At 58.9% G+C, this 25,138-nt stretch carries 27 protein-coding genes and 4 pseudogenes; 17 read left to right on the top strand and 14 right to left on the bottom strand.

The genetic code is table 11. The features are described from left to right. The first annotated feature begins 58 nt into the window (after positions 1 to 58). The 6 genes from OKW43_RS28385 (at position 59) to OKW43_RS28410 (ending at position 4,541) form a co-directional block, all read left to right on the top strand. Entirely contained in the window at positions 59 to 1,819 is a 1,761-nt protein-coding gene (locus OKW43_RS28385; protein WP_187639304.1) for a hybrid sensor histidine kinase/response regulator, read from the top strand. Between the two features lie 271 nt (positions 1,820 to 2,090). After that, positions 2,091 to 2,399 (top strand): acylphosphatase, encoded by a 309-nt coding sequence (locus OKW43_RS28390; RefSeq protein WP_187639305.1) that lies wholly within the window; start codon positions 2,091 to 2,093, stop codon positions 2,397 to 2,399. 534 nt (positions 2,400 to 2,933) lie between these two features. Further along, the gene (locus OKW43_RS28395) at positions 2,934 to 3,146 is read left to right on the top strand and encodes a hypothetical protein (protein WP_187614494.1); all 213 of its coding nucleotides are present in this window, start codon (positions 2,934 to 2,936) and stop codon (positions 3,144 to 3,146) included. A gap of 56 nt (positions 3,147 to 3,202) precedes the next feature. Further along, positions 3,203 to 3,538 (top strand): hypothetical protein, encoded by a 336-nt coding sequence (locus OKW43_RS28400; protein ID WP_187639306.1) that lies wholly within the window; start codon positions 3,203 to 3,205, stop codon positions 3,536 to 3,538. Between the two features lie 339 nt (positions 3,539 to 3,877). Continuing rightward, a complete protein-coding gene (locus OKW43_RS28405) occupies positions 3,878 to 4,081 on the top strand; it encodes a cold-shock protein (protein ID WP_187639307.1) in 204 nt (67 codons plus the stop codon). Positions 4,082 to 4,412: 331 nt separating this feature from the next. Then, a complete protein-coding gene (locus tag OKW43_RS28410) occupies positions 4,413 to 4,541 on the top strand; it encodes a DUF2934 domain-containing protein (RefSeq protein ID WP_312893011.1) in 129 nt (42 codons plus the stop codon). Positions 4,542 to 5,318: 777 nt separating this feature from the next. Here the strand turns inward: OKW43_RS28410 and OKW43_RS28415 are convergent. The 8 genes and pseudogenes from OKW43_RS28415 to OKW43_RS28450 all read right to left on the bottom strand — a co-directional run. Next, positions 5,319 to 5,625 (bottom strand): annotated as a pseudogene (locus tag OKW43_RS28415) (SOS response-associated peptidase family protein); the annotation flags it as partial. A gap of 829 nt (positions 5,626 to 6,454) precedes the next feature. Beyond that, positions 6,455 to 6,589: a hypothetical protein gene (locus tag OKW43_RS28420; protein WP_429451094.1), complete on the bottom strand. Its 135-nt coding sequence runs from the start codon at positions 6,587 to 6,589 to the stop codon at positions 6,455 to 6,457. 531 nt (positions 6,590 to 7,120) lie between these two features. Further along, entirely contained in the window at positions 7,121 to 7,450 is a 330-nt protein-coding gene (locus tag OKW43_RS28425) for a hypothetical protein (protein ID WP_187639241.1), read from the bottom strand. Between the two features lie 79 nt (positions 7,451 to 7,529). Beyond that, a complete protein-coding gene (locus OKW43_RS28430; RefSeq protein ID WP_429451096.1) occupies positions 7,530 to 8,273 on the bottom strand; it encodes a 3-ketoacyl-ACP reductase in 744 nt (247 codons plus the stop codon). 427 nt (positions 8,274 to 8,700) lie between these two features. Next, positions 8,701 to 9,162: a hypothetical protein gene (locus tag OKW43_RS28435; RefSeq protein ID WP_187639243.1), complete on the bottom strand. Its 462-nt coding sequence runs from the start codon at positions 9,160 to 9,162 to the stop codon at positions 8,701 to 8,703. 95 nt (positions 9,163 to 9,257) lie between these two features. Continuing rightward, entirely contained in the window at positions 9,258 to 9,530 is a 273-nt protein-coding gene (locus OKW43_RS28440; RefSeq protein ID WP_376776512.1) for a helix-turn-helix domain-containing protein, read from the bottom strand. Positions 9,531 to 9,868: 338 nt separating this feature from the next. Beyond that, a complete protein-coding gene (locus OKW43_RS28445; RefSeq protein WP_429445436.1) occupies positions 9,869 to 10,891 on the bottom strand; it encodes an IS30 family transposase in 1,023 nt (340 codons plus the stop codon). Between the two features lie 1,266 nt (positions 10,892 to 12,157). Next, positions 12,158 to 12,469 carry an XRE family transcriptional regulator gene (locus OKW43_RS28450; protein WP_429451099.1) on the bottom strand — a complete coding sequence of 104 codons (312 nt, stop codon included), beginning with the start codon at positions 12,467 to 12,469 and terminating at the stop codon, positions 12,158 to 12,160. Positions 12,470 to 13,048: 579 nt separating this feature from the next. Between OKW43_RS28450 and phaP the strand changes: the two genes are divergently transcribed. The 5 genes from phaP to OKW43_RS28475 all read left to right on the top strand — a co-directional run bounded on the left by phaP (position 13,049) and on the right by OKW43_RS28475 (position 16,574). Then, complete coding sequence (gene phaP / locus OKW43_RS28455; protein WP_429451101.1) at positions 13,049 to 13,585, top strand: TIGR01841 family phasin; 537 nt, start codon at positions 13,049 to 13,051, stop codon at positions 13,583 to 13,585. Between the two features lie 734 nt (positions 13,586 to 14,319). Then, the gene (locus OKW43_RS28460; RefSeq protein ID WP_246530488.1) at positions 14,320 to 14,619 is read left to right on the top strand and encodes a hypothetical protein; all 300 of its coding nucleotides are present in this window, start codon (positions 14,320 to 14,322) and stop codon (positions 14,617 to 14,619) included. A gap of 301 nt (positions 14,620 to 14,920) precedes the next feature. Further along, a complete protein-coding gene (locus OKW43_RS28465; RefSeq protein ID WP_187639245.1) occupies positions 14,921 to 15,193 on the top strand; it encodes a DUF1488 family protein in 273 nt (90 codons plus the stop codon). A gap of 520 nt (positions 15,194 to 15,713) precedes the next feature. Further along, positions 15,714 to 15,992 carry an RNA chaperone Hfq gene (gene hfq, locus OKW43_RS28470; protein WP_187639246.1) on the top strand — a complete coding sequence of 93 codons (279 nt, stop codon included), beginning with the start codon at positions 15,714 to 15,716 and terminating at the stop codon, positions 15,990 to 15,992. 420 nt (positions 15,993 to 16,412) lie between these two features. After that, the gene (locus tag OKW43_RS28475) at positions 16,413 to 16,574 is read left to right on the top strand and encodes a hypothetical protein (RefSeq protein WP_187639247.1); all 162 of its coding nucleotides are present in this window, start codon (positions 16,413 to 16,415) and stop codon (positions 16,572 to 16,574) included. 155 nt (positions 16,575 to 16,729) lie between these two features. Here the strand turns inward: OKW43_RS28475 and phoB are convergent, their stop codons facing one another. The 3 genes from phoB to OKW43_RS28490 form a co-directional block, all read right to left on the bottom strand. Next, on the bottom strand, positions 16,730 to 17,458 hold the full coding sequence (gene phoB / locus OKW43_RS28480) for a phosphate regulon transcriptional regulator PhoB (protein ID WP_187639248.1): 729 nt from the start codon (positions 17,456 to 17,458) through the stop codon (positions 16,730 to 16,732). Positions 17,459 to 17,766: 308 nt separating this feature from the next. Beyond that, the gene (locus OKW43_RS28485; RefSeq protein ID WP_187639249.1) at positions 17,767 to 18,141 is read right to left on the bottom strand and encodes a cupin domain-containing protein; all 375 of its coding nucleotides are present in this window, start codon (positions 18,139 to 18,141) and stop codon (positions 17,767 to 17,769) included. A gap of 385 nt (positions 18,142 to 18,526) precedes the next feature. Next, the gene (locus OKW43_RS28490) at positions 18,527 to 18,865 is read right to left on the bottom strand and encodes a hypothetical protein (protein ID WP_187639250.1); all 339 of its coding nucleotides are present in this window, start codon (positions 18,863 to 18,865) and stop codon (positions 18,527 to 18,529) included. A 369-nt stretch (positions 18,866 to 19,234) separates the two neighbouring features. On the opposite strand from OKW43_RS28490, the pseudogene OKW43_RS28495 reads away from it, so the two are divergent. After that, positions 19,235 to 19,429, top strand: a pseudogene (locus OKW43_RS28495) (cold-shock protein); the annotation flags it as partial. 735 nt (positions 19,430 to 20,164) lie between these two features. Here OKW43_RS28495 and OKW43_RS28500 read toward each other — a convergent pair. Beyond that, the gene (locus OKW43_RS28500; protein ID WP_187639130.1) at positions 20,165 to 20,467 is read right to left on the bottom strand and encodes a hypothetical protein; all 303 of its coding nucleotides are present in this window, start codon (positions 20,465 to 20,467) and stop codon (positions 20,165 to 20,167) included. A gap of 607 nt (positions 20,468 to 21,074) precedes the next feature. Between OKW43_RS28500 and OKW43_RS28505 the strand changes: the two genes are divergently transcribed. The 5 genes and pseudogenes from OKW43_RS28505 (at position 21,075) to OKW43_RS28525 (ending at position 24,236) form a co-directional block, all read left to right on the top strand. Next, positions 21,075 to 21,446, top strand: coding sequence for a cupin domain-containing protein (locus tag OKW43_RS28505; RefSeq protein WP_429451106.1), 372 nt, complete (start codon positions 21,075 to 21,077; stop codon positions 21,444 to 21,446). Between the two features lie 334 nt (positions 21,447 to 21,780). Next, a complete protein-coding gene (locus tag OKW43_RS28510; protein WP_429451108.1) occupies positions 21,781 to 22,776 on the top strand; it encodes a dienelactone hydrolase family protein in 996 nt (331 codons plus the stop codon). 319 nt (positions 22,777 to 23,095) lie between these two features. After that, positions 23,096 to 23,302, top strand: a complete 207-nt coding sequence (locus OKW43_RS28515; protein WP_429451803.1) for a hypothetical protein — start codon at positions 23,096 to 23,098, stop codon at positions 23,300 to 23,302. A 92-nt stretch (positions 23,303 to 23,394) separates the two neighbouring features. Next, positions 23,395 to 23,674, top strand: a pseudogene (locus tag OKW43_RS28520) (hypothetical protein). A gap of 343 nt (positions 23,675 to 24,017) precedes the next feature. Continuing rightward, positions 24,018 to 24,236, top strand: coding sequence for a hypothetical protein (locus OKW43_RS28525; RefSeq protein WP_429451110.1), 219 nt, complete (start codon positions 24,018 to 24,020; stop codon positions 24,234 to 24,236). 91 nt (positions 24,237 to 24,327) lie between these two features. On the opposite strand, the gene OKW43_RS28530 is transcribed toward OKW43_RS28525, so the two are convergent. Together OKW43_RS28530 and OKW43_RS28535 are read right to left on the bottom strand one after the other, a co-directional pair. Then, on the bottom strand, positions 24,328 to 24,522 hold the full coding sequence (locus OKW43_RS28530) for a DUF3562 domain-containing protein (protein ID WP_429451112.1): 195 nt from the start codon (positions 24,520 to 24,522) through the stop codon (positions 24,328 to 24,330). A gap of 230 nt (positions 24,523 to 24,752) precedes the next feature. After that, positions 24,753 to 25,060: pseudogene (locus tag OKW43_RS28535) on the bottom strand (hypothetical protein). Positions 25,061 to 25,138: the final 78 nt, after the last annotated feature.

A 25,138-nucleotide genomic window follows, 5' to 3' on the forward strand; every position in this document is an offset into this window, starting at 1 on the left:
TTCAATCGGCACGGAAATTTTCCATCAGTCACCCATCAGTTACGACCGTGGAGACCATATGGCCGGACTGTCTGCATCATCGGCAGCGGACCGCGCACGGCATGAGGGTAGTCTTGTCACACCAACGCTCGACATGCGTGCGCATCGCCCACCCGACTATGCTGCAGAAAGCAGCGCGATGCACCGTCTGGCGCAGGCACTGACGTCGTCGGACGGTGCCATGCTGCAGACGCTCTCGGATATGGCACTGAGTCTGTGCGAAGCGGGCAGCGCGGGCATTGGCCTGCTGGAAACGGACAACGACGGCACCCCCATCTTCCGCTGGGTCGCGGTTTCGGGTGCATGCGTTGCCGCTGTGGACACCACCATCCCGATTGCAGACAGCCCGAGCGCCGTGACGCTCGAACTGGCTTCGGGACAGCTGTTTTCGTTTCCCCGGCGCCACTTCGCCTCCCTGGAACACATTTCTCCGGAGATTATCGAAGAGCTGGTTGTACCCATTCCGGGCGAACCTGAGCCGTGGGGCACCCTGTGGGTCATGTCCCACGACGGGGGACACCTTTTCGATGCGGAGGACCGCAGAATCCTGACCAGCCTTGCAAACTTCACTTGCGCCGCGCTCACCATGACCCGGGCGAAGGCTGATGCGGAAGCCCGGGCGGCAGAAGCGGAGGCAGCAAGGAATGCGCTGGCCCTGGCTGAAGCACGCAAGGACGACTTCATTGCGACCCTGAGTCATGAACTACGCAATCCCCTCGCGCCAATCGACAGTGCCCTGACGGCCGCACGAAAGCTGGCGACAGACAATCCCGCCGTGTTAGCTGCATTGGGCATCGCTGACAGACAGATGCGGATACTGAAACGGCTCGTCGGCGACCTGCTCGACGCGTCCCGGATAAGGCATGGCAAACTGTCCGTGCGCCCGTCGTACGGGTTGTTCCAGGATATCGTGGCCGACGCGGTGACGGCGATGAAGGCCGACGCCAATAATGGTCCGCACCAGCTGCATGTCACTGTTCCCCCGTATCCGGTGACCGTTCATGCGGACGCGGCCCGACTCACCCAGGTCATATCGAATTTGCTGACGAACGCGGTGAAATACACGCCTCCCGGCGGCGACATCACGTTATCGGTAAAGGCACCGGACCTGAGCATCGCATCGATACGCGGCTCATCGCCCCGAACTGCGGTCATCACGGTGACGGACAACGGTGCGGGCATTTCATCTTCAATGCTGCCGCACGTCTTTGACATGTTTGCCCAGTCGGCGTCAGCACGCGGGCATGCAGAAGGCGGCCTCGGAATCGGACTGGCTGTCGTGAAGCATCTGGTTGCCGCACACAACGGCACGGTTACCATTGCGAGCGCGGGCGAAGGTAAAGGGACGGAAGTCACCGTGCAGCTCCCGATTGTCTGCGAGAGCACGAGCGAGCCTGTCGTGACCGCGACACGCCCGATGGCGTCGAGTCGTATCCTGCTTGTCGACGACAACGCGGACACCATGGAGGCGCTGGCTACGTTGCTGGAGCTCGAGGGGCATGAGGTGAAGCGGGCACAGAGCGGACCCGACGCGCTCTCGATAGTGGAATCATTTACTCCGGACGTTGCCCTGATTGATATCACGATGCCCGGCATGGATGGCCTTGAGCTTGCGCAACTGCTTCGCCTTCGGGCCCAGTGCTCCCAGACGAAGCTGGTTGCTTTAACGGGCTACACCGATGCCGCCAGCAGATTCCAGACCGACGAACGGGTATTTGACTGCCATCTCACCAAGCCACTATCGCTCGATGACCTGGCGGATGTCATGCGGCGCTCGTGAGCCTGATAGCCCGATGGCAAACGTGGAAGGCGAGTCTCATGGCGCCGCGCCACTGGACACCGCTATCCCGCTGGACGGTTACGTGGCTGTATGCGAATACGCATCCATTCGCGCAGCGCGGCTGCGGTACCTGAGCCGCATTTCCGGGACAGAGCGTTCTTCAGGCATTTCCAGGAAAAGCCTGCGGGAGACGATAGGCAGGCATGCGATTGCAGCCGGGCCACTTCAGTGACGGGCGAAGCTGCGCCAACACTTTTCAAGGACTACACGCATGGAAACTGACAACCAGGATGGGATGCTTGAGACCCGGCTGGTGCAGGTGCGTGGTCCGGTGCAGGGCATTGGCTACCGGGAAGCGTGCGTACGCCAGGCCCAGGCGCTGGGCGTCACCGGCTGGGTACGTAACCGCATGGACGGTTCGGTGGAGGTGATGCTGCAGGGTTCGCCGGAACAGCTTGCCAACATGTGCGCCTGGCTAATCGACGGCATGTCCGCAGCGCTGGTCGACGAGCTTGAAGTGACCGAGGTTCCGCCGCCGTTTGCCCGCTTTGACTACTTTGAGCGATTGCCCACGCTGTAAAGGTGAGCATTTCGACACAGCGGAAGATGTCGGGTTTTCCATCTGCAGGCCTGTCGGGCAGCGCCATCGTCGATGTCAACGGGATGGACCTCGGGGCCTTTCAGCTGCGGGGTCACCGCGCGCTTCGAAATACATACAACCAGGCGGTAGCGATATGCCGAACATCGAAGCCTGCCGCCGGCCCAACCGCCCCAAAAATTCAACCTGTCCGCGCCGACCCACAACAATGACCTCGCTGGCGCACCCTTCCAGATAAGCCCGCCGCACCATTAACCCGCTTCGCTGGGCGGCTGCGGCATGCCAATTAGCCTGACAGATGTGCCGATGACACCAATATGAATGTGCCGTCGCGAAATAGGTAGAGTTAACACTGGTTTTAGCTGTCGCGCGTTTCGCGCAGAATGCCCCTTCGGCGTCAAATCTCAATATGGTTGCGTTCCGTTCGGACAACGAACTGCGGCGACGTCGCGCGATTATGGTGAAGCGTCACCGACCCTTTCGCGCCGATGAAGGAGATGTAATGGAGATATCTCAATGACGGCGGCCGTTTCCACGTTACATCGGGGCTACCAACTTATCGCTATCGCGTGTCCCGCACACGGTGGTCTGCATGCCGCAGACCTTGTTATCGAGAAACCCGGCCGTGCGCCGGAAACATTCGCTGCCCTGGACTACTTCTTCGACGACGAGCAGGCGTTGAAGTATGCGACCCACTGGGGACGAATCTGGGTCGACATGAATGCCTGAGGTCTGCGTCACGCGGCAGCGTCGTAACACGCGCGGGCCAAACAATGGAGAATCGAATGCGTGATGTGCCGGATATCGAACCGTCGTCCTACGTCAACACCCAACAGAAGTTGAGGTTCCTCGCACGCGATGCCCAGAATCCCGGCGCCGCCATCGTCTATTGGTTAGGACGGACCGAGCCATCGCGCGAGTCCAGCTTTTTCGATGCCATGCAAAAATTCGGCTCGCTGATGCAACTGGTTCTGCCCGACGAGCGCCCAGGCGTCTTCGTGAAACGCGATGCCGTGCAGAGGGTTACAGACTTCGGAACAGTGAAGCGACTCGTTTTCAAGGACGGCTCATGTCTGGATGTTCGGTATGCCGGGCCCTGTAGCGACCTGTGCGACAAATGAACAGCGCGTGCATGCGTGCAGTTTGTCCCGAGACAGCCCGCCGCCAGAGATGACGGCGCCGGCTTGTTCAGCCTTGGGCGGAACGAGCTCTGGTGTTGCGGCTGAGACGTATCTCGATGCGGCCGCGACGGGTTCCTGTCGCAATATCGAGTTGTCCAAACCGGCGCTTTACCCGGATTGTCCATGCTCTACAGCAGACTGCAACGCCACTGTTGGAGTCTCGGATAACCGTCAAGCACTGCGATTGAGCAGTAAGGCACTAACTGCCGCCATTGCAGTAGTTGTAAGACTCACGCGCACCGAATGAAGCGCACTCTTCAATTTTGTTGGGAACGGATGATGGCAACTGGAACAGTGAAATGGTTCAACGACGCGAAAGGCTTCGGCTTTATCACGCCGGACGACGGCGGGGAAGACCTGTTCGCCCACTTCTCGGAAATCAAGGCAGAGGGCTTCAAGTCGCTGCAGGAGAATCAGAAGGTCAGCTTCGACGTGAAGATGGGTCCGAAGGGCAAGCAAGCTGCAAACATCAAGCCAGTCTAAGAGACAGTCTGCCTCTTTGCAGCGTACGGCGGCCGGTTTGTCGGGCATCGTACTTTCAATGCGGAGCCGAGCAAGAGCGCCAGGCGAAAAGTGGCACGCGCCAGTAAGCGCCGAAATTCGGCGTCAACGCGAAGTGCGTGCGGCGGCCTCACCACGCAGGACCCGAATGCCAATTGCTTCGATACACTCGCCGGCTCGGGTCTTTCTACACTCGCGTCTGCACCGGCGCCTTCCGTCGTCGAAACGGTAGGCCGCGCGAGTTCATGAGTACCTGCTCGTGAAGAATCTACTGGAGAGTCATGCGATGGATAACGCTTCGCGGGAATAGAAGATTCGTGCGCGGGCCTTTGAACTTTGGGAAAAAGACGGCAGCCCAGAGGGACGCGCCGACGAGTATTGGGAGCAAGCCCGGGCCCAGATAGAAGATGAAGAATCCGAGGCCCGACAGGAACGGAGATGACTCAAAAGGACGGCTTCCGTAGTGACTAAAATCGATTAGGCGCCCCGTAGGAGCCGCGCCGGGGACCGCCACTGTCCAGCGCGGTCCTTGCAGGCGAACCGAACTGAGTGAGCTGGCCAAACCAGTTCAGGGTGTCCTGCGCACGTCGCGTGGACTCACTTGATATTTAATAACTGCTTCGATGACCAAGGGCAACGGAATGCTCGGACACCGATGGGCATCTTGGGTGGTGCCAGCAATGGATTCAACCTGGTCGCCCGAAAACGAAAAGCCTTGCCGCAGGCTACCAGCAGCCATCCGCTAATACTTCGGCCGCACAGGAGACAGAAAGAACTATGAACCCGGAAGCAACGGCGGCTGGGCCTGGCATTTTTGTCCCGGCCCCGGTGTTTTACCTGGCAGCGCTCGCGATAGGAATCGCACTCGAGTATCTGCTATGGCCCATTCCGATTCCCGCAGCTTCGTCAAAGGATGTGATTGCATCGATTTTCATTATCGTCAGTGTTCTGATAATGCCGCCCGTCCTCATGCGCTTTCGTCGAGCTGCCACTCCTTTCGACGCGCGGAAGGCTGCTTCGTCTCTGATAACAGATGGACCTTACCGGTTCGCGTTCGGCCCGCTCTCGCTCTGAGTTCGGCGAAAAGCGTCGGGGTCGTGGTCTTGTCTTCTCTAAAGGAGGACCACTACGTAGCTTCCTGACGATACAAAGAGCGGTTGCCGGCAAACTCCCTTCAAAGACCAAAAGGAAAGCTGAACGCGCAGAACGACGAGACCGCTTATGCCGCCATCCTGTGTTCATAGTACGGCCGGTCTCGGTCATCGAGAATGGCGTACTGTGCCGCCAGGTTAGAAGCATCTGGATTCAGCCACGCGTCGATGTTCTCGGGCTTGATTGGGATGATGCAACGGTCATGGCCCGCCGCCGTGATTTCTGGCGGCGGCTCGTCGGTTATCGCGGCAAAATGACAGCAATTCCGCGTCGCCAGCGCCGGACCAATGCGACCAAAGAGATGCGACGAGCATGTCATGGGCTGGATTTGGTCTGAACTCCGAGACGATGTTTTCGTCCCTCTCACCGCCTGCCTGCCAGCTCATACTCCTCCCTTTTGTTCTCGCCGAATCCAGTTTGTCCCGTCTGCCAACGTTGGACTGAGCAACGTGTCAACGAAGAAACGAGTCGGCCACCAACCATTCCCGGCCAAATCGGCTGGTCAGCCGATTTCCGGCGTGCGGGTCAATATTACGTAGGCGCCAACACCCACATCGGGTGTCACTCCAGCTTGACCTACGGCAATGTGTCGCGCGTCATGCGAAAGCAAAGCAGTCTCCACTCCGCCGCAGCGTCATTTGTGACCAGAGGACGACTGTTCTCGACGTCTTCAAAACCAGGGCCATGCGGAGACCGGGAATTTCCCAACGAAACAGCTACGCGCCACGGCCATCGTGGCATCCGCGTCACCTGCCTCCGATGCGCATCGCCGCACCGGTTGACTTCGACGCGCGCAACTCTAGAATGAGGCTTCGCTGCATTGCAGCAAAAAATCCTACCGGAAGAATCCAGAACGTATGGCATACGGAAATTTGCTCCAAAGCAATCAGACGCTTGTCATCGTTACGATGTTGGCCTTCCTCGCCGCGTCCATTGTCAGCCGGCGAAGCGGTCTTTGGGGCCGTTCCCGGACGGTCAAGAAGGCAGCGCAAGTTGAGGCCGCGCGCACAGCGGCCTTGCTGGCACACTTGCGGGCCGTGCGCGGTCCCGGTCGCTCCTATAGAGGACGTAAGTTTTGGCACGAACTCTTCGCGGACCTGGAGCATGCGAATCGCGAGGACGCCCTTTCTTGGGAGGTGGTCTTGGCGGTGACAGAGGCGATGCAAACAGAGACTTGTCGCACGGCAAAACTTCGTGCAGTGATTATTCAAAGGCCCGATGCGGGCTTGATAGCACGCGCGAGCGCGCGATTTTCTCCACGCTCACCACCTCGGCGGCGAAAATTAGCGCGGTGGAGCGGTCGACGAGCGCGCGAGGCACGAATGTCCGTGCATTCATCAGCTTCTCCCTTGGAAAATTGGCGCACGGAGGAACAGCGAACACGACGGCCGTTCCTTGGCTTCGTTCAGAAAAGCGGGCAACGAATCTTGAGCAATTGACAGCGCATGCGTCCTCTCTGCGACAGACTACAGAAACTGTCAGTCACGGCGGTTCGGCGAAATTTCCAGTGACCGGGCTGAAGAATCGAGCCAATGCTCCAGCTCTCTGCCAACCCCTGACAGTCAGATGTCCGTTATCGCCTACCCCACGCTCGTCGACACCCATTGCCAGCCCTTTGACCGGCTTCTCAGCGTGCCGAATCACCATAGTCTTCTTCATTCTTGCCTCTCACCGTTACAGTGTCGGCGTCCGATGGGAGCGCGGCTCATCGTGCAGCGGGTTTTGCGAGTAACCCGTTTCATTGCAGCGATAGCGCCGCACACTTGCTGAGCAGATGGAAGCTTGCGCGGCTGTCGCTTCGCGCCGTGCTCTGCGCATCTTTCCGTGGGACCAGCGAATGACGCTCAAGGGCCCCGCTGAAAGGCCTGCTCAACGCTTTGGCCCAGGCTTGGCCAAGGCTATCATGTCGTCGACGATGCGCTGGGCTACGCCATAGCCACGCATCAGGGCTTCCGCTTCCGTAACGAACGGGCTGCCATCGTCCCTGGTGACGCGCAATTTCTCGACTGGCGCAGGACTCGCGGCAGAAGATATGCGCACAACGGCGACGTACCCGCCTGGCACGGAAAGAACGGTGCCGCTGCGGCTCCCGTCAGTGGACTCGGTCTCCACGTCGACGATGAAATTCTTGTAGCCATATGTCCGATGCATGTCGAAACCACCCTGGACTGCGCCTCGTGAAAGATTGTTGCCCGCCACGCGCCGGGATGCCCCGACGCCTTCTAGAGAGTCGCGGCCTGCGCCTTGATGCGGACATCCGTGTGCTCTGCGACTGTTCCTATCCCATGTGCAGACCGCCGTTCAGCGAGAAGTCAGCCCCTGTCGCAAAGGCTGATTCGTCACTGGCAAGCCAGGCAACAATCGAAGCAATCTCGCTGGCTTCGCCGAGACGGCCTACCGGAATGCTCTGGACGATGGCGTCCAGCACTTCGGGACGCACCGCCCGAACCATATCCGTTCCGATGTAGCCCGGCGAGACCGTGTTCACCGTGATGCCCTTGGTCGCCACTTCCTGCGCAAGCGACATCGTGAAGCCGTGAATGCCCGCCTTGGCAGTCGAATAGTTGGTTTGACCGAATTGCCCCTTCTGCCCGTTCACGGACGAGATGTTGATTATCCGGCCCCACTCCCTGCTAACCATCCCTTCGATGACCTGCTTGGTGACGTTGAAAAGGCTCGTCAGGTTCGTGTCAATGACATCGTTCCAGTTCTCGCTGGACATCTTGCGAAACGTTCCATCCCGCGTAATGCCAGCGTTATTCACCAGCACGTCAATCTCTCCGACGGCCTTCTTCACCTTGGCAAACGCCGCCTCGGTGGACTCCCAGTCACCAACATTCCCTTCCGAAGCGGTAAAGGAAAATCCCAGCGCCTCCTGCTCCTTCAGCCATCTTTCCCGCCGGGGGGGCGAGTTGGGCCCACAACCGGCGACGACCGTGAATCCGTCTTTGAACAACCGCTGACAAATTTCTGTGCCAATTCCACCCATGCCCCCAGTTACGTAAGCGATTCGCTTTGACATGCTCTTCCCCCGGCTGTTGTTGCGGTTAAGGATTAAAGACGCTTCTACTCGCCACGCCGCCCCGTCTAGCGACGTTGCCGGCTGCGGTAACCCCTCGTCTTGAGGTCGAACCCGCAACCACTTCATGGTCATTGACAGGCAGCAAGGCGGTTTCAAAAAGCAGCCCTTTCGGTTAATTCGTTGCCAGTATGTCTCGCGCCATTTTTCCGCAACCGACATCTCTCCTGCGAGAAGGAAGCTACGCATCCTCTTCCTTCTGGCACGTTGGGCTGCATCGCGGCTGCGACGTTCGACCCGACTACTCACGCACTCGTGTTCGTTGTCGATGCAGTACCAACCAGCGCCAATGGGAAAACAGCGCCGAACTTCGCCTGGTGCGATTGCCCCTGTCGGCCAAGCTGTTCCGGGCTCTGTGGCTCGCTTGAATTCACGCGCCTTTCGCCGTTACGCGTGCCTCAGACTTCCGTGAGTCCGTGCCGTCCACTTTGCGGGCGACGGGCTTGCGAGCAGACACAGGTCTGGGCGGCGTGCTGGGTATCTCTTCTGGCAAACGGCCACACTCTATAAAGTCATGGAGTACCTTGGCCGCCGCCGGCTTCTCACGCAGTTCCAATCTTCTGAGAAGGGCATGCGCAAAGGTCATCAGGTCGTCACGTCCGTGCGGGGCCTCGAACTGAAGAATGGTTTCCCTGACCGCCGCCAGCATGCTTTCCTCGTACAGCGTGCTTGCGATATGTGAAGCGCCCCTCGCCAACTCCACCTCGTATTTATTCAGGCGCAGTGCTTCGTCGGACGCCCTGTTTCGTTTAACTGCCTTCACATCGATATCCCCGGGTTCTGCGGAAAATGCCTGCTGTGCCGCCTCAGGAAACGCACGCGGGTGCAGCATTGCGCGCGCGACGCTCACTGAGCTGCGAACATCAGAACGTATGGGCATCTACGGGAGAGAAACTCCCTTGGCCCACGATTCCCACGAGATGCGAATCAGGAGGCATGAGGCTGCCCTGTGCAAAGCCAGTGAATATCGAGATGGAGGACAGTGGCGAGACGCATGCAAGCGTTCAGCGGCGGGACGGTGATACCGCGTCGCCAATATTGCACGTCGTATTCACTCACGCCCAGGCAGTTAGCTGCGCGTGCCGAACTGATGCCGGTCCGCTTCAATGCCCTGTCGAGGCGTGCAGCCAAGGCGCGCCTCAGGCGGTCATTCCCGGCACTGCGCTCGAGTAGACCCATGCTTTGGGTATGTCGATTCATCTTGTCTAACTTCTCTCAGAATTTATTTTTATGCAATTCACTGACTCTTTTGGTGCCGGTCGAATCTACGTGCTTGTCATGACGGCCCCATGGCGCCATGTAGACCTCTCGCCGGCGCCCTGGATGCCAGTCGGACTGCGTGATAGTTGCTGGTACAACTATTCCATCGCGTGTACACCGGCGTCAAACAAAAAAAGATTGTTCGTATGTGGTGCCGCATACGTACGGGTAAAAAAGGAGAATCCGAACCATCCTGAAGAGCCACAACGTTGCTCGGGTAGCTTCACGCGTCCGGGTGGGATTGAAGGGCGGTTTCAAAGGTGAAGCGCAACAGCGGGTTAATGAACGGAAGCTGAAGTTATGGAAGCGGTTGCGAGCATACGTTCGAACACCTCGAATGGCGAATGAAATGCATGCGTAGCACGCGGTCGGCTGTTGAGGCTGTCGGCGATGGCATCGAGTTCGTCCTGGCTGTAGATCGAGAGGTCGGTGCCTTTTGGCAAGTACTGACGCAGCAGCCCGTTGGTGTTCTCACAGGTGCCGCGTTGCCAGGGGCTGTGCGGATCGCAGAAGTACACGCGCACGCCGGTGGCGGCGCTGAGCTCCTGATGGCGGGTCATTTCCTTGCCCTGGTCGTAAGTGAAGCTCTGGCGCAGGGGCGCAGCGATCGAATTCAGCTTCGCAGTGAAGCCGGCCAGGGCCGAGGCGGCGGTGGCGTCGTCCATCTTCGCCAGCAGCACCAGGCGACTGGTGCGCTCAACCAGCACGCCGACGGAAGACTGGTTGCCGGCACCCTTGATAAAGTCGCCTTCCCAATGGCCTGGCATCACCCGGTCATCGACCTCAGGCGGGCGCACATGGATGCTCACCATGTCGGGGATCTGGCCGCGCCGGTCAGTGCCCCGCTTGCGTGACATACGCGTGCTGTGGCCGTGGCGCAGACAGGCGATAAGCTGGCGGCGCAGCTCGCCGCGTGGCTGGGCATAGATGGCGGTGTAGATGGTCTCGTGCGAGACATGCTGGGTCGGATCGTTGGGCCACATGCGCTTGAGGGTACCTGAGATCTGCTGGGGCGACCACTTCCATTCCAGCAGGGTGAGTACCACGCGCCACGACACGCTTTGAGGGTGCAGCTTGGGACACGGGCGCGCAGCCTCGCGTCGGCTCGTGCTGAGCGCCTGCGCTGGTGCAGACGCATAGCCCACGGCAGAACACGTGTTCCTGGTCAGCTCGCGGCTCACGGTTGACGCCGCGCGCCCGAGTGTTCGGGCGATGACCTGAACGCTCGAACCCTGCTGCTTCATGCTTGCAATCGTCATGCGTTCTTCAGGCTGCAGTTGTTGGTAACTTCTTTTTTGCATTGGCACACCTTACACGAGCAAGGTGTTGCACTTCAAATTTGATCGCGCCACGCCATACCACCACGAGCGAGTCCGGTGTTATCAAGACCAGGGCCTGCCGATTGATAACGGGGACTAGCCGTCGCCAGGAAGAAGGGGCTTCCAATCATTTGCTCGACGCTCATGACGGGATTAAAGTGGCGGCCCGCTCTGCCTGGACGCAACCGACTCTGTCGACATTCAGTCTGTGCTCCGGTCTGCATCGGCTCCCGGCATTTGCCCGCAGGATATTCGGGGCGCAGGTGTCGCGCCCGCATGTAGTGCGGCGACGAGCATCGCGCAACGCTCTGATTCCGCCTCTCCTCCTGCGAGCAATTCCTCCGCAACAACACGTCGAAGTAACTCGGGAACGGCGTCGCTGAGAGCCTGCGAAAGTCGGTCGAGCGTTCTTTTCTTTCGACCACCCAGGACAGCCGCCAACAGGACCGCGAGCTCCCCTGCAAACGCGACTGCAACCGGCGCGAGTGCGGGTCCGAGTTTGTCGCCCGTCCCGGGAATTTCCGACCGGTTGATTCTCTTCAATGCAGAGTTGCGGCTTGTGGCCATCGTCAGCTCCATAGAATCTTCGGATAGTTTGCCTCTGCGCTGTCAACCGCCTGCGTCGTGTACTTCCGCCGCCGCAAGCGTGGTACATACGTTGCTCGACGGGCTGAACGATTAAATAAGACGCTTACCCGTTGAGGCGCCCCGGACGACACAGCTCACGTTGGCTGGCGTGCGCTGAAGACCGTGACGCACCCCATGAAAACGCGAACACCACTTTTCCCCGAAAGACGCCGATGGCTGGTGATACGGTTTGCGACCGCGTCGCGTGCCAGATGAGAATGTGGCAGAGACAGCAACTGCGAGAATCGCCTCCTGTTACACCGAACACATCCAAGGCTTTGCGGCAGTAGTCACGCTGGCTGGCGCGACTACACGTGTCCGCGTCTATGCAAGACATCGAACAGAAGGATGGTCTTCCTGACCGCCGCCCGCACAGTTTCCTCGTGTAGCGCGCTCGCAATATGTGAAGCGCCACGCGCCAGCTCCATCCTCGTAATCACTGGTGCATAGGACATCGTCAGACGCCCGGTTGCGTTTCGCTAGTCTCACATCGATACCCCGCTCAGCGATACCGGCAGGCGCGTCGTCGCGAGCGCGATGCCGACCGATGGGCAAGCTTCAGAACGTATGAAGCCCCACGTGACACCGCCTCCGTATCCTGCGATTTCAGCAAGATGCGAATCAGGCGACCTGGGTCTGCCCGGTGCAAATCCTGTGAACGTCGAGATGGCGGACGGTGGCCAAACGCATACAAACGTTCAGCGGCACGACGCTGATTCCGCGTCGCCAATATTGCACGTCGTATTCGCTCACGCCCAGCCATCTCGCTGCACGCGCCGAACTGCAGCCGGCCCGTTTGAATGCCCTGTCGAGCCGTGCGGCCAAGGCGCGCCTGAGGCGGTCATTCCCGGCAGTACGCTCGAGATGGTCGATATTTAGGGTAGCCCGATTCATCTTCTTAAGGTCTCTCAGCTTATTTTTTATGCGATTCATCACCGATTCTTCTCGATGCCAAATGAATCTATGCGTCCGCCATGACAGCCTCGTGACACCAGGTTGCACTCTGCCGTGACGCTGCATGACGACCGGACTACCGTGAGAGTCGCGGTACAACTATTCCTTCGCGTGCACACTGGTGTCAAACGAAAAATAAATTTCGCGAGGCCTTGTGCCACATCGAGTCCGTGCTTCGGCTTTTCCGATGACGAACTGTATGCGCAGGCAACGACTTTCGTCACGCAATTTCGGAGCACTCATCGTCGGCTCCGGCCTGGATTGCGCCACTTTTGCAGCGCAGCACACATCCCGGCAAAAGCCGCCTCTGACATTTTGCCGGCGTCCGGGAATGTTTCCAGGGTTTCCCCTGGAATCCGTATGTCACCCATATCAACGGGGCATTTGACCTGATTCTCACGTACCACGCGTCGCTGCGATGGATTGACATTCACGCGCTCCCCCATAGAATGGGATGCTGCTGCATTGCGCCAATCTTTCCTTTTCGTGACCTATGGTTCGCGATTTCATTCATCGGACTTGCTGACGACGGTCACTTCACCCTCCATGGAGTTAGTGATGAGCGGTCTTACCCCGGAACAAATTGTTGCCACACAAAAAGCCGGTGTTGACACAACGTTTGGACACCTGAACAAAGCTTTCGCCGGCGTTGAGAAGCTGGTCGAACTGAACATGCAGGCGGTCAAATCAAGCCTCGGCGATAATCAGGAAATCCTGGTCAAGGCGTTTTCAGCTGGAGCCCCGCAGGCGTTGTTCGCACAACAGGCAAGCCAGGCTCAACCAATCCTGGAAAAAGCCCAGTCGTACTGGCGCCACGCTTACGAAATCATCTCCAGCACCCAGGCCGAATTCGCGGCGGTTGCCGAAGCGCAAGGCAAGCAGTACCAGCAAGATGCGCAGGCCTTTGTCGACAGCCTTGCGAAAAAAGCGCCTGCAGGCAGCGAAAACGCTGTCGCGGCATGGAAGACGTTTATCAACACGGCAAACGAGACGGTCAGCACAACGTATGAAACTGCGAGGAAGGCCGCAAAGCAGGCGGTGCAGCTCGTCGAAAGCAACATCAGCGCGGCGGCGGCTTCGACCAAGCGGGCTTAAAAGGTTCCGGCACCGGTCGAAACCGGCAAGAAGTAATAGCGTCCTGTCCCGGTCGACCGCCCGTCAAATCTACCACGGGAGCCCCGGCTCGCTTTTTTCGGGCGGTGGCCTGTCGCGCCCGGGAGCCCCCAGCACGCCTCGTACGCTGTCACGAAACTCGTCTCTTGAGCCAGAAGTTTTCAGGAAAAGTTGCGCAGGTCACCAGCCGTAGCTTCGTTTGATTTCGTCCGGCATCAAACACGGCACGCGACCACATTTCTCGCGGCCGAAGGTTCATCCAGGCGAATGCTGCATGGCAACGCCGGGACGACCGCAACGAAGCTGCGGAGGAGCGGATGAAGAACAGCAGAAAGGTCCCTGCGGTTCCTCGTTGAAAAGTGGCTGACACCAGCTGCCGCGACGCCGGTTCGGGTAACCCGATTCAGTCGCACTGGCACTAGCCGGCGGCGCTATGTGCGCGTTGAGGCACAGCGACCGGAAGCTTCGGTTGCGCTTTTTTTCTTCCGGCACGACGACGGCACATGGCACATGTTCCCCGCCGGAAACCGGGAGCTAACCATACTTGCTTGCAGCATGGTGCCGTGCGATTGGGTTATTTCAGCAGCCCGCTTGCTGTATTGCTTGATGTCAACTTTCGACAAAATTGATATATTTTTTATAGCAGAACAGTTGAGTGCCACCGTTCTTCCGTGCACATGCCGGACAGAAAAAGCAGGTAAATCAGAGCGCATGCAATGACCGCCACCGACAGAGGTTCGACGGGCAAAAGCCCCTACACGTTCCGCGACATCGACGCCGCAATAGCGCATCTCGAGCAGGTGCTGGGCGCAGAAGGCGCGGATTCTCTCTTCTCCAGAACTTACTGGCGTGGGCGAGTGCTTCAGGCACTTGCGACGCCGGGACTCTTACCGAACCAACAACAACGACTGCAGAGACTGCTGGAAAGCATCGATGCCTTCCGGCCTGAAGTGCCAGTCTCCAGTCCGGAGCAATCGATGAGTTTAGCCAACCGCCAGAGGGGCTCGCACACGTAGGTGGACTCACCTCATCCAGAGCCACTGCGGAGTTTCTATTGCACCACGCCATCGAAGTCGCGAATGGGTTGCAAAAGCAACTACAAGGGGAGGAAGTCCCAGGCTATCGGGTCGGGACAGGCGCCGCTGCGAACCATCCTGACTGCACTGCGCCCGCTACCCTATGGGCTGCGGTGACGCTTCCGCTTAACGAACCGACTCGACAGCCTACCCTGGGGCCCGTTTGATTTATGACTGACCTGCTACTCCAGTGGCGCCAGCGGCAAACCTGCGTTTTGGTCAATAAGGAATCGATACAACCATGGACGACACCCTCGCCGCAGCACCCTGCCTTTCATCAGACGGAAAAGCGGTTGTTTTTGTTGTATCTGTTCGCAACCAGTCGGTGCAATGCTCAATCAGCCGCGACGCGCTCCAACAGCATTTCTGGTTGCCCGCAGGCGCGACCGAGGCGCGCGTATTGACAGCATTCGCCGACGGACAACAGCGCATTACGGCGACCGTTGAACGAAGGATGCTCAAGAGAGCCGGCGTACCGATAGTATTGTCGGCAGCAGACTTTGCGGGCAGATAACAGCTCCCGCAGCACCAACTGTGATGATTCGCACCGATTGAATGCGACGCATATTTTAGAGTCAGCGCATTGCAACGCTTCCAATGCAAGCAGTGTCGGGGGAAGCATCGCTCATAACGCCGACCGACGGGCTCGGACGGTGGTCGCGCCCGGTCACTGGAAACAACGACGATGAAGGAAAAAAGGTCTCGGCGGAGGCACGCGCCCTTGAGCGCGTGGTGAGCGCCGCGCGCTAAGTACAAGCCGCGTCACTAAGGCTGGAAGCGCACTACGTAGAAGACCAAAATTAGCAACCATCGACGCTGGAACTGGCCAGATTCGCGGCGGCAATGCAGGAACTGAAAGACGCTCGGGAAGCCTTCAATGCCGTGGTCGAGAAAAGAGACTTGAATTCACCCTGACCGGGTCAGCTTTGTGAGAGGGCAGCCGTTAGACATCGGCATTTCGCCGTACTCGCCCTGATGGAATGCCGCAGCCGCATTACCATCGACTGTTCACATCCATATCGCTGGAGTTCCTGATGGTCCTTCCATCCTCCGTACAAGACGGGTTTCTCCAGATGTTGTCCAGAGACAAGACAGCTGTAAGCGTCTTTCTCAAGAGCGGCATCCGTCTGACCGGAAAAATCGAATCATTCGACCGCTACACCGTCGAGCTGGGGTCGACCAGAGGCTCGCAATCCATCATGAAGCACGCAATTGCCACCGTACTTCCGGGCGGGTGGAAGCCGCCCGCACGCTCCGCTTCGGATACGCCTGAGACCGGGGAGCGCCAATTGAATCGGCTTCGGATTCGCTGATGTCCTAAGGAAGGCTCGCCTGCGCCCGTTCGGACAGTACGCCCCTGTAGAGAGAGCGCAGAAATTATTGTGGTCCGGCTTTAGTGGTTGCGGTCTGGGAGGATTCCTGCGTCGTGCAGGCCAAGTTCCGGCTCTGTTGGCGGCATGCCCGGCACGAGGCCAGTGCTCAAATTTGTCACCGCGTACGCCAAAGCTCATAGTGACAGGGCGGCGGCGCCCACACCGCCGTTCACTCGGAACAAGCGACTCTAGAGACCGGCGAACGGACACATACAGCGCGACAATCTACGAACGCACTAATCGTCATGAGAGGTTGCTATGCGGCGTGCATATGATTATCGGGGCTTCGAGGCGACCCTTGAAGTCGAGTCGGTGGCGGCCGCTGTCGTCGCGGGCTCGGTAGTCGCGTCGGGAGGTCTCGTGGTGAAGATTGCTGTGCGACATCAGCTGTCCGGACGCGAGTTTCCCCCGGCGCGGCTCTTTGACGAAGGCGAACGGACTTTCGCCACCGAGGCTGAAGGCCTGCTGGCGGGGTTTAGTGCCGCCCGACGGCTTATCGATGACGCGCTTGCAGAACGATGATGCTCGAATGCTTCGCCGTGCGTCGCGGGTTTATAGCCATATGCGTAGCTGGTGATGATGTAGGTACGCGCGGAGCGGTTCAATAGGCCCTTGTTCCGTTTGCGGTGTATATCGCGCCGCGATGGCAGCGCGATGTGCCACGGCAATCTCGTTGCCTATATCGCAGTCTCCGTGCGCTGAGACGGGGAGGTCCGGGAAAACATGTCGCCGCTTCCACGCACCGTTTCGATGCTGCTTTCATAGCTGACTGGTTTCAGCGCCGAGCGAAGTCGTTTGATATGGACGTCGACCGTGCGCTCCTCAATAAACACATGGTTGCCCCAGACCTGGTCCAGAAGCAGGGTCCGGCTGTGGACGCGCTCCGGGTGCGTGAGAAAAAAATGCAGAAGATTGAACTCCGTCGGGCCAAGACGCACTGGAAGCTGCGCACCATCGTCTTCGACGTAGACGCGCCGGGTTGAAGGGTCGAGCGTCAGGCCATTTACCGTCACTGCGTGGTTGGCAAGCTCGGGGGCGCGCCGTCGCAGGACCGCTCCGATACGAGCCATCAGTTCCTTCGGGGAGAATGGCTTGGACATGTAGTCGTCGGCACCGGCCTCCAGACCGTCCAGCAGGTCGCGTTCTTCGGTGCATGCCGTCAGCATGATGACCGGCACCTCCGTCGTACGCGAGTCTGCACGCAGCCTGCGTAGGAAGGACAGGCCAGATGTGCCAGGTAGCATCCAGTCCAGGACGATGAGGTCGGGCAACCGTTCGGATACCAGCGCGTTCGCTCCTTCGACATCCCGTGCTGGCAGCGGATGGTAGCCTGCGTACTTTATGTGGACGGTCAATAGTTCGGCAATAGCGGGTTCGTCTTCAACAATCAGAATACTTTGGGACATTGCATTTCCTTCTCTAGAGTTCGCTGTCCGGAGTCTTGTACTCAAGTTGCTCGCGGGATACTCGAATTCGCCACAGCAGCGTCCCTGACTAACCTGCCCGTATCTATTCGCTATCCGCTCTGCTGACAAGCAAACGGCGCTTCAGCTTCATGCGTGGCGTCGCGCACGTGTCGGAAGTGGCCCTCGCCCGGTTCAGGGCGGCTCGACCGTGGGATACAGCGCGCAACCACGGCTCGGACCTCACCTTCCCGAGCACGACTTAACCGCGACGGCTCGGGCTCGCGCCCCTGCCAAAGGGAACCACGACGTCAAAGTTGAACCACGGCGAGAAGCGCTGGCCCGTCGCCGATGACACGACTCTGATGCCCCTTGCCGGTCGTGTCCTCAAGCAGTATCGCGGCTCCTGCCGCGACGCGACGTCGCTCGCCGTCACTGGCCTCGAACTCAATCTCCCCGCTGAGAAAAAATACCCACAGGCACATGGGCGAAGGATGAAGGTCGCCGACCCATCCGCTCGGCAGCCGCACAAATCCGTAGCGGGTCGCTGCCGCGAAATCCGACACGTCAAAGGATTCTGCGGGCGGCGCGAAGTTGCGGGTGAGCAGCTCGATGCTAACCGACGCAAAATGACTTTCGCCGACCGAGTCTGAATACAGTTGCGAAAATGACAGTGCATGCGCCATAGAGCTTCTCCTTTTTCGCGGTCTATATTCCAGTCGACGTTCGACGTAACCCGTCAGATTGGAATCTCAGAGGTTTGAGTTACCCAGCGCTTTGCAAGACGTCGGCCGCACAACGACCCGGGCTGAGTGTCCCGCCCGCCGGCACAGGTGTCAAGGCAAGGACGTAGCAGCGAGGGCATTGTGCCAGCGTGGCGAACAGGCTCGCAGAGGTGTGCGCTCCGTTGCGCGGGGACTATATTTCTGTTCTGTTGCCTGACTATCGCGGCACGGCGGCCTTTTGAGCGTCGCGCCTCGTGTTCACGCCGGCAGACGCGCGGAGTCAGAGCGGATGTGTCTCCGGGCTTCTTCGGCCGTCCGGCCCTTTCGCCGGCTGGAGGCGCCCAACTCACGTCGGCGCGAAAACCACAACCTGTCGGTCGGCGATGTACCTGACACTTCGCGTGAACCGATACGTCTCGCCATTGGCTGTCATCCGATTCACGCCGGCCTCCGTCAACGCGAGCATCTCGCCCGCCAGGTACGCGGCGACCGTCCCATGCTCGACCAAGTCGTCGAGTGAACCCGTTGGGTTACCAATGTACACGGAGCGTACGCTTGTGCCGTCCCGCATTACGACCACGCTCTCACCATCGTCGAGCGCCAGCTCAAGATAGTCGGCAAGCACCTGCAGTGACGCTGGCGTATGCTCTTGCGTCGCGTGACCCGAAACAGTCGAGTTCGCCATCGTACGTTTCCCCGTAAAACATGTTTTGTCCCGTGACAGAAGGGGCGCCTGGCCACTGACGCGGCCGTGTTTCTACTATAAGCTGCCACCTCAGAATGCGTCACCCCGTTGCGACGCGCTTTGCGCGATACGCGACACAGGCGGTGAGAGGACTGGTGGTGCACTACTCGCGCGTTATCGCGTAGTCCGACAGGGCGTTTTACCCGGATTGCCCCCCATCCTGCAGGATGGCTACAACTTCACTGTCGAATTATGAATAGCGGTCAGGCCCTGCGTTTGAGCGCCAAGCGCTAACTGCCCCTGTCAATGCATGTAAGGGTCATGTGCACCGAATTAAGTGTGCTCTTCAAATTTTGTTGGGAACGGATGATGGCAACCGGAACAGTGAAGTGGTTTAACGACGGCAAGGGCTTCGGGTTTATCACGCCGGACGACGGCGGGGACGACCTGTTTGCCCACTTCTCGGAAATCAGTGGGCAAGGTTTCAAGTCGCTACAAGAGAATCAGAAGGTGAGCTTCGACGTCAAGATGGGTCCGAAGGGCAAGCAGGCTGCGAATATCAAATCGGTCCAGGAAGAAATCTGTGTGCTGGTGGCGCACGATTCCCGGTCCGTTGGGCATCGTATTTTCAGGTCGGAGTCGGCGCAAGAGCGCCGCCCTGCACCAAGCGCCGAGATTCCCCGTCACGCGAGGCTTGGTATAGGCGGCGCCTGGCTGGACTGTCGTCGCGGTCACACGCAGCGGCAACGAAGGAATACCATGCGAGCAGCGCGCCGCCGTACCGTCCGCCAGCAAGAGGAACGTAATGGCCTGCGTTATGGCTCGGCCACGCACTCAACGACGTGGCTACTCCTCAGCGCTAGCCGGTTTTCGTTACCCTGGCAGCCGGCCCTTCGGGCCGTCTCCGTTGCCGTCGGCTTCCGATTCTTCCTCATCTATCTGAAACCGCGCTTGTTCCCAATACTCGTCAGCGCGTCCCTCCGGGCTGCCGTCTTTTTCCCAGAGCTGATAGGCTCTTTCACGAATCTTCTCTTCCCGCGAATCGTTATCCATTGCATGGCTCCTGGTAGGTTCCCCACGACCAGCTACTCATCAATTTGTACAGCGACCCTTTCGATGGCAGAAGACGCAGGCGCTGACGACAGAACAGACCAACTCAACGTCGGCGAATATGTGAAAGCTGCCGGCATCTGACGTTCCGGACGCTCTCCTGCGTTCCCCGGCAACCGGCAGCATAACGCTCCCTGACCGGGAGCCTGACCATGCAGATTGCAGGGTACGCCTCAAACATCACCGCCGTTAATAAGCCTTCTTCATTCCGCCACTGTCGGAGGCTGGCGCAGCCATTCCCCCCTTTTTCTGCATCTTCGGCTTCATCTGCTTTTGCGACATTTCACCTGACTTTCCCATAGTGTTTGCACCCGACGCGCCAGATGGTGACTCTGTCGTTCCGCTTGCATTCGGGGTTCCCATTCCAGTGCCACCCTGGCCTGCACCGGCGCCCCCGCCACCAGTTGTTCCCGCACCCTGCGCGTAGAAGGCGCCCGACAGACTCAACATTAACGCCGAAGCAAGCAAGATTCCTTTCGTAGCAACTCGCATGATGGGCTCCTCCGTGTGCAGAGCGACCGGCTGCGACCCAGGTCGGTGCAGTCCGTGTCCTGGTTACCGCAATTCCCGTGCCGCTGGTGGCCCTGGCATAGGCTCCTCAGTATCACCATCGGCCGTCATGAACTAAACTGCCGCGCGCACAGCGACGTTGTTCCGCGCGCTAACCCGCATACGCCGCTGCAGCGCGTGAAGGGAATTCCGCCGTGCGATTCTTTCCGTTTGCAAGATTGCAGTCCGGCGGGACGGTGAGACTTTTAGGAAGCAGTGTGGAATCCCCCCGAGGAGCGCATTGCTGGCGCTGGGATTTATGTCGTCGCTATCGGCTCCAACCATATTCTGGAACATGAACGTCACGCCTGTGCAGAGGATGTGCGCAGTCTGGTTTCTGAGCCGTTGACGGCCCCAATTTGTTTGCTTTTCAGTTCGAACCTTCTACTCTTCGGTTGAAGCCCGGCCAATATCAAGGGAGGCTTCGCGTTCCGCTGAATTGGTATGTTTTGCGTTCCGAGTCGGTAGGCCCGCCGCGTGTGGCCAGTGGTTCCGGCGCCGCGATGCACGTTTGCCTTACTGAACCGGTCGAAGAAAAAAGGAGGAGCAAATGAAGGCAACAAGGAACACGGTCGTCGGACTGTTATCAGCTTTTGCGCTGGTATTCGGGAGCGGTACGGCCCGGGCGCAGGAGACTGGAGCGCCGAAAATGGAACAGAAAGTGTTTGTCGATAATGAAAGAGTGAAAGTAGCCGAGAACACTTTCAAGCCGGGAGCGGAAAGTCCGAACATCGCTCGCCCGTTTCGGGTCGTGCGCGCTATCAAGGGCGGCAAATTCCAGCGCATTTACGCCGATGGCAGAAAAGAGGTTGGCCAGTACCAGACTGGCGACGTAGAGTCCTTCGATGCCGGCCCGCCGCACATCTTCAAGAATTTGGGGGACACTGAAATCGTCCTGTATATCGTGTACATCAAGAAATGAGAATCTCGCTTTGGTCAGCCGAGATGGGACGGTTGTTCAGTTGCCCCCAGCATGCACCACGATTCATTATCGCAGCACGTCCAGTATCCCGAAGGGCGTGCCGGGCCACAAGGCGGTGACTATCCCGAAGGATGTGACGCTTCTCATCACGATGGGTTCGTAGGGCTTGCCAACCGCGAGTACCACTCGGGTCGTAAGGTCATCGGGCGGTGCCGAGCACCGCCGCCTGGCCAAGGTTGGCTTGGCTGCTTGCCAGGCCTCAGTAGTTGCCACAACCGGTCTACGTTGCTGCCACAAGGTCATCAACCAACACGTGCTTAAAAAGGAGGAGGTCATGCTTCCGCGCACCGGTTTTTGGCACGTTGTCTTCAATGCGTTCTGCCTACTCATCGCTCTGCTGCCGGACACCGTACACGCACAGGCTGCGCGTATGGAAGTCACCCCCTTTGAGTCGCTGACACTGACCGACCAGGAATTCTTGACAGGCCGCGAGGACGGCAAGCCGGTGACCATCGCCGGCGAACTGCGCCTGCCGCGCGCGGGCAACGAGCGATTCCCGCTCGTCGTTCTGCTGCATGGGGCGTGCGGCGCCTGCGGCCTTGTCCTCGATTGGGAGCGGGATTTGCTTGCGATGGGCGTCGCGACTTTCGTCGTCGACAGCTTCACGAGTCGCGGTATCGTCAACACGAACGACGACCCATCGCGGCTCGGCCAACTGGCGCAAACGGAGGATGCGTACCGCGCGCTCGCGCTGTTGGTAAAACATCCGAGAATCGACGCAACGCGTGTGATGCTGATGGGTTTCTCCAGAGGCGGCCACAGTACGCTTTACGCGAGCCTCATGCGGTTTCAGCGCATGCATGCAGCTGCGTCAGAGGCCCATTTCGCAGCCTCTGTTGCTTTCTATCCGAGCTGTAACTTTCGGTACCGCGACGATGACGACCTCACTGCGCAGCCAGTGCGTGTGTTTATGGGGACTGCCGATAACTACACCTCGATTGGGGCATGCCGGGACTACGTTGACAGGCTGAAAGCCAAGGGTAAAGACGTTCAGCTTATCGAGTACCAGGGGGCTGGACATACATTCGACGCTCGAGCGTACAATCCGCCGCGAGTGCTGCCACAAGCGCTGACGACCCGAAACTGTCAAGTGGAGGAAGGAGACCACGGGCAGTTCGTTAATGCCAAAACCAAGCAGCCGTTTTCATACAGCGACCCCTGCGTTGAACGCGGCACGACCCTGGCATACAACGAGGCAGCAGCGACGCAAGTTAGGAAGGACATGGCCGAATTTGTCGCGATGACGCTCAAGCCAACGCGCTCGCCATAGCTTTTTGACCCACGCGATGGCCGGAGCGCCAACGGACGGCATCTCATCCCAACCCTCGACTCATGGTGACTGGAGAACGGCTGATGGCTTATGTACCGTCGTGCGAGATGCTGCTTGAGCATAACCCATATTCAGGCGCTGTCCTGGTCATTCTGCCACCTAGGCACGACTTGCGAGCCTTCCGTCAAGCCGAATCGCGGGGATATTGTTCACCTCGAATTCGACCCGGCTTCCGGACGGGAAATGAGAGGTCCGCACTTCGGACTGGTGCTGAGCGGCAAGGCCTTTAACCAGCAAGGCTTGGGCGATAATCTGCCTCATTTCGCAGGGAGCGGCCGCTCCAGCCCGGACCTATGGAACTGTCGTTACACTGATGGGTTCCGGCACGGACACCCAAGGTGCTGTTCATTGCCACCAGTTGAAATCTTTGGTTTGGCGCGCGCGCAATGTCAGATTCAAAGAAACGGTGCCGCAATACATGGCGGATGAAGTATTGGCGAGAGTTGAAGCCCTCTTGTTCGAGTAAAGGGAGTGCCAACGGCCCTCGACGGCGTAGCGTCACTAACAAAGGCCCCTGCTGCTAGTCTTCAACGTGCCGAGCAGAGGGAAGACGTCCCGATGCCGGAAATTGCGGCGTTTGTCGCGGACATGAAAGCGGCGTTTGGCGAGCGGGAAATTGATGAGGCCATCCGTCGCGGCAAGGCCGGCGAGCCGACGTTTTATGCATGCGAAAATGGTCGGTCGATTGGCACGGCAAGTCCCATGCAAACAAATGTCTGGCGCGTCGACGACGCGGTGCGGGACCGTCACTACTGAAGGCTGCGAGGACTCGTGCGTGGGACAAGTCGTCCGCTGCTGCGATTCGCTGAAGCGTCGCAATGTGGAGAAGAAACTGTGAAATTGTTTGGCGGCGGATTGCTGTTGCTAGCGTGCATGTCGACCGCATTCGCGGGCGAGCGCTATATCGAGGTCTGGGACCCACCAGAGGCGCGGGGCGGGATACATCAGCACTCGACCCCTCTGAAACCATTGAAGCCTAAGCGGCTCCTGCCCCACGTGGTAAAGACAAGGACGCATCGCACGACGGCTGCGGTCACCAAGCAGGCCACAAGGCAGCATATCGTCGGTGATGGTGCGCGAGTTGTTGCGCCAGACGTATCAGAAATTCCACGGCAGATAACTCCCGAAGGAAACGTACTTCGCGTGAATTCGCTCCGTTCAACTGTCGAGGTTACGCGCTAGTGGAAACTCAGAGCTACAGGGGATTCCGCATCTGGGGCCACGCCATCGTTCAACAGGAAGACATTCTTCACCCGGAACGATATGCGGCAAGCGGCACCATCACCCAGCACAACAAGCTTGTTGAGGCCTCGGGCGTCCTCGGCAGCTTTGAGACCGAAGAAGAGGCCCATCTAGTCGGTCTAGACTGGGCACGTGCTTGGGTGGACAGCCACTGCTGAGTCTTCGCGTTCTCGGGTGCTGCGGACATCCAGGGCTTAGCTCGCCCCGAACTCGGGCAAGGTGACCCGGCAGTGTACGGAAGATTCTGCACTACCTTGCTGTTCGGGATTTCAGGCCTTCCCGTACGCGCTTTGCTGCAAAAAGAGGAATGTAATCCAGAATGCGCGCTTCACGCTGATAATCTGCAACGGCGTCAGCGTACATCTTCGACACCAATTCTTCGTCGTTGTGCGTGGACTCGGCGATGTCATGGACAATTTTCTGCGGGTCGGCGGCCGTCTTCATATGTCCTCCATCCACTACTGGTAGCAGTGTAGTGAAGGTCGCGACGGTGGAAATCGCAAATAGAATCTGTCAATGAAGCGTGCGCCACAGGCCTGCATCCTCGAATGCTGACACGCATACCGTCGCGGAGACCAGCGTCGTGGCAATCAAGGCGATTCCTATCGGGCTAGCTTTCATTCGAAGATACTCGGAGGTTGGATTTTTCGGATGTGGCGCCTTCCGGCGTCGTTTCAATACCCGCGCCAATCATGACGCTCGCGCCACTCGTCCTCACGCCATTCCCGGCGGCGCCATTCACGTTCACGCCACTCGCGACGTTCGCGCCATTCGCGGACTCGCCAGTCGTCGTCACCACCGTACGCGACGGCGACAGGTGCGGGAGCATACACGACGGGAGGCAGGGGTGCGTACACTGGGCCGGCGCATACACGGGTCCGGGAACGCCCAATCCGATGGCTACGTCCATGTGCGCGGATGGTGCCGTTGATGCCACCAGAACCGCCCGACCAAGTGCTGCACCAAGTATCTTTTTTTTCATCTTCGCTACTCCTCGCACATTCGAATGCAATGTCAGTGACTACGGCTCGAAGTGTAGGAAGGGATGTTGGACACAGGT

The organism is Paraburkholderia sp. WC7.3g (assembly GCF_050436345.1).
In the GTDB taxonomy this organism is placed as follows: Bacteria; Pseudomonadota; Gammaproteobacteria; order Burkholderiales; family Burkholderiaceae; genus Paraburkholderia; species Paraburkholderia podalyriae.

Bases quoted from the DNA above. Each gene is read 5' to 3' on its own strand.
- OKW43_RS28385 (WP_187639304.1), top strand. From the start codon at position 59: ATGGCCGGACTGTCTGCATCATCGGCAGCGGACCGCGCACGGCATGAG.
- OKW43_RS28390 (WP_187639305.1), top strand. From the start codon at position 2,091: ATGGAAACTGACAACCAGGATGGGATGCTTGAGACCCGGCTGGTGCAG.
- OKW43_RS28395 (WP_187614494.1), top strand. From the start codon at position 2,934: ATGACGGCGGCCGTTTCCACGTTACATCGGGGCTACCAACTTATCGCT.
- OKW43_RS28400 (WP_187639306.1), top strand. From the start codon at position 3,203: ATGCGTGATGTGCCGGATATCGAACCGTCGTCCTACGTCAACACCCAA.
- OKW43_RS28405 (WP_187639307.1), top strand. From the start codon at position 3,878: ATGGCAACTGGAACAGTGAAATGGTTCAACGACGCGAAAGGCTTCGGC.
- OKW43_RS28420 (WP_429451094.1), bottom strand. From the start codon at position 6,589: ATGAATGCACGGACATTCGTGCCTCGCGCGCTCGTCGACCGCTCCACC.
- OKW43_RS28430 (WP_429451096.1), bottom strand. From the start codon at position 8,273: ATGTCAAAGCGAATCGCTTACGTAACTGGGGGCATGGGTGGAATTGGC.
- OKW43_RS28435 (WP_187639243.1), bottom strand. From the start codon at position 9,162: ATGCTGCACCCGCGTGCGTTTCCTGAGGCGGCACAGCAGGCATTTTCC.
- OKW43_RS28440 (WP_376776512.1), bottom strand. From the start codon at position 9,530: ATGAATCGACATACCCAAAGCATGGGTCTACTCGAGCGCAGTGCCGGG.
- OKW43_RS28445 (WP_429445436.1), bottom strand. From the start codon at position 10,891: ATGCAAAAAAGAAGTTACCAACAACTGCAGCCTGAAGAACGCATGACG.
- OKW43_RS28450 (WP_429451099.1), bottom strand. From the start codon at position 12,469: ATGAATCGCATAAAAAATAAGCTGAGAGACCTTAAGAAGATGAATCGG.
- phaP (WP_429451101.1), top strand. From the start codon at position 13,049: ATGAGCGGTCTTACCCCGGAACAAATTGTTGCCACACAAAAAGCCGGT.
- OKW43_RS28460 (WP_246530488.1), top strand. From the start codon at position 14,320: ATGACCGCCACCGACAGAGGTTCGACGGGCAAAAGCCCCTACACGTTC.
- OKW43_RS28465 (WP_187639245.1), top strand. From the start codon at position 14,921: ATGGACGACACCCTCGCCGCAGCACCCTGCCTTTCATCAGACGGAAAA.
- hfq (WP_187639246.1), top strand. From the start codon at position 15,714: ATGGTCCTTCCATCCTCCGTACAAGACGGGTTTCTCCAGATGTTGTCC.
- phoB (WP_187639248.1), bottom strand. From the start codon at position 17,458: ATGTCCCAAAGTATTCTGATTGTTGAAGACGAACCCGCTATTGCCGAA.
- OKW43_RS28485 (WP_187639249.1), bottom strand. From the start codon at position 18,141: ATGGCGCATGCACTGTCATTTTCGCAACTGTATTCAGACTCGGTCGGC.
- OKW43_RS28490 (WP_187639250.1), bottom strand. From the start codon at position 18,865: ATGGCGAACTCGACTGTTTCGGGTCACGCGACGCAAGAGCATACGCCA.
- OKW43_RS28500 (WP_187639130.1), bottom strand. From the start codon at position 20,467: ATGCGAGTTGCTACGAAAGGAATCTTGCTTGCTTCGGCGTTAATGTTG.
- OKW43_RS28505 (WP_429451106.1), top strand. From the start codon at position 21,075: ATGAAGGCAACAAGGAACACGGTCGTCGGACTGTTATCAGCTTTTGCG.
- OKW43_RS28510 (WP_429451108.1), top strand. From the start codon at position 21,781: ATGCTTCCGCGCACCGGTTTTTGGCACGTTGTCTTCAATGCGTTCTGC.
- OKW43_RS28530 (WP_429451112.1), bottom strand. From the start codon at position 24,522: ATGAAGACGGCCGCCGACCCGCAGAAAATTGTCCATGACATCGCCGAG.